Source organism: Longimicrobiaceae bacterium (genome assembly GCA_035696245.1).
In the GTDB taxonomy this organism is placed as follows: Bacteria; Gemmatimonadota; Gemmatimonadetes; order Longimicrobiales; family Longimicrobiaceae; genus DASRQW01.
In genome coordinates, this window is record DASRQW010000135.1 from 1 (window position 1) to 5,936 (window position 5,936).

A 5,936-nucleotide genomic window follows, 5' to 3' on the forward strand; every position below is an offset into this window, starting at 1 on the left:
GCCCCACCACTCGCCCGATGGATCGGCTTCGCGCGCGGCGGTGAGCATCACGGACCCAGCGCCGATGGTGAGCATCGCGCCCTGCGGTTGCCCGGGCGGGCCGTAGCGGTAGCGCTCTCTGAAACCGAAGGTGTTGCACAGCCAGTCGATCGCCGTGCCCACATCGTCGTAGACGAGCGTGGGGAACACGGTGCCCAGCGCGGCGGAGCGGTTCTCGACCATCGTCTCTCCTCCATCATCCGAAGCGGACCAGCACGCATCTACCGAATCGCCCGAATCGGCGCTCATCTCCCGCAGCCGATCAACCGATCAACCAGTGCCGAACCACTCTTCGGCGAGAGCGTCCAGCGTTGTCGCGCTTCGCGGCGGGACGGTCTTGAGATACCAGGCGAGGTTGCTGTACCGGTGCAGCAGGGCGTACGCGAGGATGCGGCGGGGAAGCTCGGGCGTGAGGTCCGCGGCGGTGTAGCCGTACGCGAGCAGGAGGGCGCGGAAGAGGGCTGCGTCGCCGCTGGTGAAGAAGACGCCGACGGAGCCGAATTCGTACTCGGGCGCGCCGAGCATCGCGGGCTCGAAATCGAAAATGCCGGAGATGGTCCAGCCCGCATCCCCGCGCTGGACGAGCGTGTGCTCGCGCATGATCTCGGTGTGGAGCATCACCGGAACGACGTGCGGGAGATGCACGGGCGCGAGGAAGCCAGGGATCTGCTCCACCCATGCGTCCGCGAGGCCGCGTTCGCGCTGGCGCTCCACGCATCCCCCGACCTGCCCGGCGATGAACTCGTCCCACGCGGGGCCGCGCAGCGCGAGCCCGTCCGTGGGCAGTGCATGCAGCCGCGCGAGTGCCGCGCCGAGTTGGCGGCATAGCGACCGCCGTTCATCTGCCGAAACCGAGTCCCACACGTCCGCCAGCGGGGTGCCGGGGAGCCGGTCCATGACGACGTAGCGCCAATCCTCCATCTCCCCGCTCGCATGCACGGCGGGCGTGGAGACGCCTAGGCGGCCGTGGACGTGGCGCAGCGCTTCGGCCTCCACAGCCGCCCCCGCCGAGTAGACGGGCTCGAACAGCTTCACGACCAGCGCATCTCCCACGGCGAAGACGATGGTGGAGCCGCTGGCGTACTTCCGCAGCGGCTCGGCCGGCAGCCCGTGGCGGCGGCAGATCTCGCGCACGGCGGGCACGTACGTCGCCTCGTCGCGCGGCGATGCGCGGTACTCCTCGCGCGTGCGGATGCGCGGGAGCAAGCGCGGTGCGAGCCCGTCGGGCAGCCCATGGTCCGACAGATCGCCGAGGCCGTTCATCACACCGTGCGCGTCTTCCACCGGCCGCGGCGGAAGAGGAGGCCGCTCACGACGGCGTGGGTGGAGAAGGCGATGGGGAGGGCGATGAAGACGCCGCGCGGGCCCATCCCCAGCGTCTTGGCGAGGACGTAGGCGAGCGGGATCTCGAAGAGCCAGAAGACGACGAGGTTCAGGATGGTGGGCGTGCGCGTGTCTCCCGCGCCGTTCAACGACATGCCGAACACCATCCCGAACGCGTAGAACGGGAAGCCCAGCGCCACGATGCGCAGCACGCCCACGCCGTGCTTCGCCACCGCCGGGTCCTGCGTGAAGATGGCGATCAGCGGCTCCGCGAAGAAGACGAACGCGGCGCCGGTGAGGCCCAGGAAGACGAGGTTGTACAGGCCCGCGCGCCACACCGCCTGCTCGGCCCGCTGCGGCTTCCCCGCCCCGAGCGACTGCCCCACCATGGTCGCCGCGGCGTTGCTGAGCCCCGCGGAGGGCAGCAGCGCGAAGATCACGATGCGGATGCCGATGGTGTAGCCCGCCACCACGTCGCTGCCGAAGGTGGAGAGGATGCGCGTGACGCCCACCCAGCTCGCCATCCCCACGAACACCTGGAACGCGCCGGACGCCGAGAGGCGCACGATGCGGCCCATCACGTCCGGCATGAGCCGCAGGTGCCGCCGCGCCACGGTCACGCGCCCGCCCGGCCGAACCAGCCGCGAAAGCGCGTACAGCGCCCCCGTCCCTCGCCCGATGGTGGTCGCCACCGCCGCGCCCGCCACGCCCAGCTGGGGGAACGGACCGAGCCCCAGGATGAGGCACGGGCACAGGACGATGTTGATGCCGTTCGCCAGCCACAGCACGCGCATGGAGATGGCCGCATCGCCCGCGCCGCGGAAGACGGCGTTGACCAGGAAGAGCATGAGGATGACCACGTTGCCGCCCAGCATGATGCGCGTGTAGGCCGAGCCGTGCGCGATCACATCCGGCGCGGCGCCCATCACGCCCAGCAGCCGCGGCGCCAGCAGGAAGCCCACGACGCCGATCACCAGCGACACGCCGAGGCCGAGCGCCAGCACCTGCACGGCGGCGCGCGCGGCACCTTCGCGGTCGCCCTCGCCGGTCCGGCGCGCGACGGTGGCGGTGGCGCCGATGGCCAGCCCCATCGCCACGGCGTAGATGAGCGTGAGCATCGATTCCGTGAGCCCCACGGCGGCGACGGCGGTGGAGCCCAGGTGCGCGACGAAGAAGACGTCGACCACCGCGAAGACGCTCTCCATCACCATCTCCAGCACCATGGGGATGGCGAGCACCAGGATCGCGCGGCCGATGGGGCCCTGCGTGTAGTCCCGCGTGGAGCCGCGCAGCGCCTCGCGCACCGAGTCGCGGAAGCGCGACGGCGGCTCGGGTGCGGGCGGCAGGACGAGGGCTTCGGGCACGGTGGGCGGTACGGGCGCCTCGGCGGGCTGGGACATCGGGAGGGTTCCTGGCGGGATGGAGCGCGCGGGCGAGGCGTCCGGCGCAGAGCGTGACAATCTCACGTCGCGCGGCGCCGCGGACAACGGCGGCGTTTCGGGAGATGCGGGAGATGGGAAAACGCGGGAAACGCCTGCGGGCCCGGAAACGCGTTCCGGGCCCGCCTGGCTTACTGCATCCCTCGATGGCGCCGCGGCGCCTACCAGCCGGTCACACGCAGAGCGTGGGTCCGTCGCCGTCGAACGGCTGCTGGCCGCAGGTGCCAGCATAGGTGCGGCACGGATACGCGTCGGTCTTCAGCTGGCCGTGCACCGTGCCGCGGACCTGCACCGCCGCGTCCGCCGTCTCGAAGCTCTCCACACACAGGGCGTCCACGCCAAGCTCAGCTTGCTCATCGCTCGCTCCAGGGATGACGAGTGCCGGTGGATGGGATGCCGGCGACGCGTCCGCGCCGCCGGCCCGCCGGTCACATGCAGATGGTGATCGCCGCGTCCGCCCCGCCCAGGAACGGCTGCGCGCCGCAGGTGCGGCCATAGCTGACGCACGGGTACGCGTTGGTGCCCGCCTGGCCGTTCACGGTGCCGCGCGCCGGCTGCAACGCGTCGGTCGTCTCGAAGGTCTCCACGTCCAGCGCTTCCACGTTCAGGCTCAGCTTCTTCATGGCTTCGTCTCCGTCGTGAGGTGGGTGGAACGCACGGAGGAACGGCATCCCCGCCCCGCCGTGTCCTGCCGTGAGGGTCAGACGCAGTGCGTGACCGCGTCGTCCGCGGCGAACGGGAAGGCGCCGCAGGTGCCCGCATAGGTGCGGCAGGGATAGGCGTACGTCGACGCCTGCCCGTGCACGGTGCCCGCCGCCTCGGACCTGGCGCGCGACGTCTCGAACGTCTCCACGTCCAGCGCTTCCGGGTTCAGGCTCAGCTTCTTCATGGCTCGACCTCCGTTGAAAGGGGCCACCGCGCACGGCCGGCAAGCCGAAGGGCTGCGTTCGCGTATGGTCACGGAACGTATCCACGCCATCCATCCCACGTCAACACATCTCCCGCTGCTGCAACGAGAAGCGATTCGGCCCGAGCTGCGGGTGCGCAAAACTCTTTACGACCGGGCGCGTCCAGGGCCGCGGGCCAGCCGGGGCCCATTCTCCTTTCGCGACGTAGATCGCATAGGTACAATGTATTCTCCGCATCCATCATTCACTCATTCCCGGAGCGTCAAATGCAGAAGATCAAGCTGGACTTCGAGCGGATCGAGGTGGTGTCGTTCGAGCCGGAGAGCGCGCGGAAGGACGAGGGCGTCGCGATGATCTCCGGAACGGCGTGCGTCACGAGGCCCACCATCTACGGCACCTGCTGCACCCCGTAATCGAGGCTGCACGACGTCGCGGGAGAGCAGCCGAGGGCGTCGTCTGAGTGACCTCGTCGTGCGCGACAAGGCCCCGACAGCGTGAATGCTGCCGGGGCTTTCGTCATCTACCGGTCACGGCGGCTGACGATGGCGGATGCGGGATATCCATCCGCCGATCGGTCGTCCCGCGTCAGTCCACCGTCTTCAGCAGCAGCGCGTTGTCGAACATGGGCTGCGTGGAGCGCCAGAAGAGGCGGAAGAGCGGGTCGTCGGCGAAGAGGACGGCGCTGCCGCTGCCCACGCGGCGGCGCACCAGCCACGCGCCGCGCTCGCTGCGCTTCAGGTTCTCCGGCGAGATGACGCCCGAGGTGCGCGTGAGGCGCTCCGGGAAGTACGCGGCGGTCTCCACGTTCTCGGCCGGCTCGAAGACGAGCGTGCCCTGGTGCAGCGTGAACGCCTGGTCCGGGTGCGCGTCCAGCCCGGAGCCCCACGCGAGCGGGTTGGCCGGGTCCAGCCGCAGCGGGAGGATGGTGCCGGGCACCTCCTGCCGCCACTCCTGCCGCTGCCGCTCCTCGCGGCCCGCCAGGAAGCGGTTGCGGGCCGTGTCGGCCTTGGGCGCCTCGCGGACCTTCACGTCCACCAGCGGGGCGATCACCTCCGCGCCGCCGGCCAGGGCCACCACGCGCCCGCCGGCCTGCATCCACGCCTTGAGCAGGTCGCCGGACGCCTTGGGAATGGCGCGGGGTGACGCGTCGGGCACCACGATCACGTCGTAGCGCGACAGGTCCGCGTCGCCCACGTCCGATGCCTGGAGCGCGTCGAACGGCATGCCCAGCTCCTGCTCCAGGTAGTACCAGATGGCGCCGAACGAGGTGGACGAGATGCCCTCGCCCGAGAGCACGGCCACGCGCGGGAGGCGCACGGCGGCCACGCGGTCGCTGCCCAGGTCCACGCCGCCCTCGCTGAGGCCGCTGGCGACCGGCACCGCGGCGCCGCCCAGGCCCGCGCGCGTGGCCCGCGCCTGGAGCGAGTCGTTGCCCAGCACGGGGATGAACCACGTGCCCGCGGGCCAGCGGCGCCCAGCGTAGGTGGACTGCTTCTCCAGCACGCGCGCCCGCCCGCCGGAGGCGAGGAAGCGCACCACCGCGGCGTCGTGCGCGCCGGGGGCCACGAGGTAGCCGTAGCCCGCGGGCTGCGCGGACGGGGAACGGGGCGCGTCGCCGTTGCCGCTCACCGGCACCCAGCCGCCGCCGCCCAGCGAGCCGGTGCGGTACGCGGCCACACCGTACGCGTACGGCAGCGACCACGCGGCGATGTCGTAGCTGAACTCGGCCTTGAGCTGCGTCTCCGGCTGGAGCAGCGTCACGGCCAGGCGCCCGCGCGGCTGCCGGGCGCGCACGCGGTACGTGCCCGCGGGAAAGCTGCCGCGCGCGTCGAAGCCCGGGTAGGCGGACGCGCGGGCGGAGAAGGCGCCGCTCGCCCGCTCCACCTCGATGCCCTGGCGGCGCAGGTGGGCGACCAGCGCCTCCGCCCGCCCCGCGTCGGCGCCGGGGACGAGCAGGAAGTCCTGCACGCCCAGCCCCTCGCTGCGGTAGCCCGCGGCGTAGTCGCTGAGCAGCTGCGTCTTGCCCGCGGCGGCGGTGCGCAGCGTGGCCTGGCTGGTGGTCCAGTGGTGCAGCGCCCGGTCGCGCAGCGTGAGCGTGTCGCCCGCGTCGCGCGCCACCGCAAGGCCGGCGGCGCCGTGGCCCGCCTGCTCGTACGTCATCCCGATCGCGCCCGTCAGGCTGGGCCACGAGTCGCCGTACGCGGGGTAGAACAGGTCGAACTCCTCG

At 71.7% G+C, this 5,936-nt stretch carries 8 protein-coding genes; 1 reads left to right on the forward strand and 7 read right to left on the reverse strand.

Annotation, left to right across the window (positions count from 1 at the left end):
• The 6 genes from VFE05_05995 to VFE05_06020 form a co-directional block, all read right to left on the reverse strand.
• Positions 1 to 222 (reverse strand): VOC family protein (locus tag VFE05_05995; GenBank protein HET6229615.1); only part of this gene is annotated, 222 nt, incomplete at its 3' end.
• Between the two features lie 87 nt (positions 223 to 309).
• Positions 310 to 1,302: an aminoglycoside 3'-phosphotransferase/choline kinase family protein gene (locus VFE05_06000; protein HET6229616.1), complete on the reverse strand. Its 993-nt coding sequence runs from the start codon at positions 1,300 to 1,302 to the stop codon at positions 310 to 312.
• Positions 1,302 to 2,762 (reverse strand): MATE family efflux transporter, encoded by a 1,461-nt coding sequence (locus VFE05_06005; GenBank protein HET6229617.1) that lies wholly within the window; start codon positions 2,760 to 2,762, stop codon positions 1,302 to 1,304. Before VFE05_06005 ends, VFE05_06000 begins: the two co-directional genes overlap by 1 nt.
• A gap of 211 nt (positions 2,763 to 2,973) precedes the next feature.
• The gene (locus VFE05_06010; GenBank protein HET6229618.1) at positions 2,974 to 3,138 is read right to left on the reverse strand and encodes a hypothetical protein; all 165 of its coding nucleotides are present in this window, start codon (positions 3,136 to 3,138) and stop codon (positions 2,974 to 2,976) included.
• A 91-nt stretch (positions 3,139 to 3,229) separates the two neighbouring features.
• A complete protein-coding gene (locus VFE05_06015) occupies positions 3,230 to 3,424 on the reverse strand; it encodes a hypothetical protein (GenBank protein ID HET6229619.1) in 195 nt (64 codons plus the stop codon).
• A gap of 77 nt (positions 3,425 to 3,501) precedes the next feature.
• Positions 3,502 to 3,690 (reverse strand): hypothetical protein, encoded by a 189-nt coding sequence (locus VFE05_06020; GenBank protein HET6229620.1) that lies wholly within the window; start codon positions 3,688 to 3,690, stop codon positions 3,502 to 3,504.
• 285 nt (positions 3,691 to 3,975) lie between these two features.
• Here VFE05_06020 and VFE05_06025 point away from each other — a divergent pair, with 285 nt between their 5' ends.
• Positions 3,976 to 4,122, forward strand: a complete 147-nt coding sequence (locus tag VFE05_06025) for a hypothetical protein (GenBank protein HET6229621.1) — start codon at positions 3,976 to 3,978, stop codon at positions 4,120 to 4,122.
• A 172-nt stretch (positions 4,123 to 4,294) separates the two neighbouring features.
• Here VFE05_06025 and VFE05_06030 read toward each other — a convergent pair.
• Positions 4,295 to 5,936, reverse strand: a 1,642-nt coding sequence (locus VFE05_06030; GenBank protein ID HET6229622.1) for a M14 family metallopeptidase, incomplete at its 5' end; no start/stop codon positions are given.